A 2591-nucleotide genomic window follows, 5' to 3' on the forward strand; every position below is an offset into this window, starting at 1 on the left:
TTGGTATGGGGGATATGCTGACCTTAATTGAGAAAGCTTCTCAAGAATACGATGAGCAAAAAGCCCTTGAAATGGCTGAGAAGATGCGTGAAAACACCTTTGATTTCAATGATTTTATTGATCAATTGGATCAGGTGCAAAACATGGGACCAATGGAAGACTTGCTCAAGATGATTCCAGGGATGGCTAACAATCCAGCCCTTCAAAACATGAAAGTGGATGAGCGCCAGATTGCGCGCAAACGTGCCATCGTGTCTTCGATGACACCTGAAGAACGTGAAAACCCTGATTTGTTAAATCCAAGCCGTCGCCGTCGTATCGCTGCAGGTTCTGGTAATACCTTTATCGAAGTCAATAAATTTATCAAAGACTTTAACCAGGCCAAACAGCTCATGCAGGGTGTCATGTCTGGCGATATGAACAAGATGATGAAGCAGATGGGCATTAATCCAAATAACCTCCCTAAAAATATGTCAAATATGGGAGGAATGGATATGTCTGCCCTTGAAGGCATGATGGGACAAGGTGGAATGCCGGATATGTCAGGTCTCGGAGGAGCAGGTATGCCAGATATGAGCCAGATGTTTGGTGGCGGACTCAAAGGTAAAATCGGTGAATTTGCCATGAAACAGTCTATGAAACGCATGGCCAACAAAATGAAAAAAGCCAAGAAAAAACGCAAATAAAAAAGGAAAGCAGAAGTGCTTTCCTTTTTGATATAAAAAATATAATTTCTATGATTAGGTAATTACTTCCTAATCGAAAAATTGATTAAATAGAAAGAGTGATTTCAAATCCTTGCATCCATTCGGATTTTACTGTGATTTCGATTTTTAAAGTATCTGCTAATTGTTTGACCAGATAGAGTCCCATGCCTGTTGATTTTTTCCTTGTTTCTCCTGAATCACCTGTAAATCCTTTTTCAAAGATATGAGGGAGGTCGCAAGCTTTAACTCCGCAGCCATTATCCCTAATAATCAGACTTGTATGTCCCTTGTCTTTTGACATAGAAATGCTGAGTTCGGGCTTGTCAGAGCTATATTTAAGGGCGTTGGCGAGGATTTGAGAGAGGATAAATTCAAAACTGCGTTGATCGGTGTAGCAGGTTCCTTGTATATTTTCTAGCTGAATCGTAAAATGCTTTTCTTTTAGCAAGGGACCAAAATTTTCCAAGAGATCTTGGATACATTCTTCTAGGTCAAGGTTTTCAAATAGAAAATCATTTTTCTCACTTTTCACCCTGTAGTAGAATAGGATCTGCGATACATTTTCTTGTATTTGATTTCTCACATAGTCCAACTTAAAAGCTGTATCTTCAGGTAACTGATCACTTTGGTTGTCCAAAAGGAGGGAGAGAAGCGATAGAGGGAGTTTAATCTCATGCGCCCATTTTTCAACATAGTCCTCGTACTCGGCTAGTAATGAGTTGAGCTTTCCTATTTCAGCCTGCTTCTGATAAAGTGTATCTGCCATTTTTTCAATGCTTTCTTTCTCTGAAGCACTTGATAAATGCAATAATTCAAGCTCAGTATCCGTATTGGGATTGGCTATGAAGGCTTTATAGGCAGACGATTTTTTTCTTTCTTTTCTTATCAGTAAGAATGATAGGATGAAAAAGAGCAGGACGGTAGCTAAGATATAGAGAAGGATGAGGGCTTGGAACATTCTCACATCTGAAAGCCAAAGCAGGACAGCTGTAAATAGATCAAATGCTAGGAGAACAAGTAACCAAGGCAGATAAGTAGCTAGATATTTTAGATTATGTTTCATCTGGACTTACCTCTTCTAGCTTGTAACCAATACCTCTGACGGACTTGACTTGAAGGGCAATACCAGCCTGCTTCATCACTTTTTTCAGTCTTGCAATATTTACTTGTAGGGCATTTTCATCGATGAACTCAGTTGTATTCCACAGTTTCATGCTTAGTTCTTCTTTTGTGACGACAGAATCAGTTGCCACTAATAAGGTTTCTAACAATTTCCCTTGATTTTGAGGGAGTAAAATCGAATGTCCGTTGATATAAAGGGTATAGGTATTTCTATCCAGCAGGAAATTATCTTTTTCAAGCAAATTTTGTCTACCTTCATAGCGTTTCAAGATATTTTCTATACGAGCCAAGAATCTTTCTTTCTTGAAAGGCTTTGTTAGGTACTCATCTGCCCCTAATTTTAGGGCGTAGATCTCATCTTTTAGTTGTTCACGGGAGGTGAGAACCAATATGGGCACAGAGCGTTTTGACTTGAGATTTTTACAAATTTGAAAACCTGTTTCTCCTGGCAAATTCAAATCCAGTATGATTAGATCCGTATCGTATTGCAGTACTTGCTGGCTTGTATCTTTGAAGTCAGTCAACTTATCAACTTGATAACCCGCTTTCTCTAACAAGATGACAATTTCATCTCGAATCAAGGCTTCATCTTCAATTACCAGAATATGCTTCATATCGGTTCCTCCTTTTCCTATTTTATTCTACCTTATTCATCTCTTTTGGGCTCCATTAAGGACAACAAGTACTTGTTGCTATTTTTCTTTACAATTCTGATATAGATGACTTCAAATCCAGCTAAGAGCAGTACTATTAGCATGGCTG

General features: G+C 38.7%; 2 protein-coding genes and 1 pseudogene. 1 reads left to right on the plus strand and 2 read right to left on the minus strand.

Annotation, left to right across the window (positions count from 1 at the left end):
* Positions 1-686: pseudogene (locus SORDD16_RS04230) on the plus strand (signal recognition particle protein); the annotation flags it as partial.
* 85 nt (positions 687-771) lie between these two features.
* Here SORDD16_RS04230 and SORDD16_RS04235 read toward each other — a convergent pair.
* Positions 772-1770: a sensor histidine kinase gene (locus tag SORDD16_RS04235; RefSeq protein ID WP_061452491.1), complete on the minus strand. Its 999-nt coding sequence runs from the start codon at positions 1768-1770 to the stop codon at positions 772-774.
* Entirely contained in the window at positions 1760-2443 is a 684-nt protein-coding gene (locus SORDD16_RS04240) for a response regulator transcription factor (protein ID WP_061452492.1), read from the minus strand. The genes SORDD16_RS04235 and SORDD16_RS04240 overlap by 11 nt, the downstream gene beginning before the upstream one ends.
* Positions 2444-2591 lie beyond the last annotated feature (148 nt).

It is taken from the genome of Streptococcus oralis (assembly GCF_001578945.1).
GTDB lineage: Bacteria > Bacillota > Bacilli > Lactobacillales > Streptococcaceae > Streptococcus > Streptococcus oralis_Q.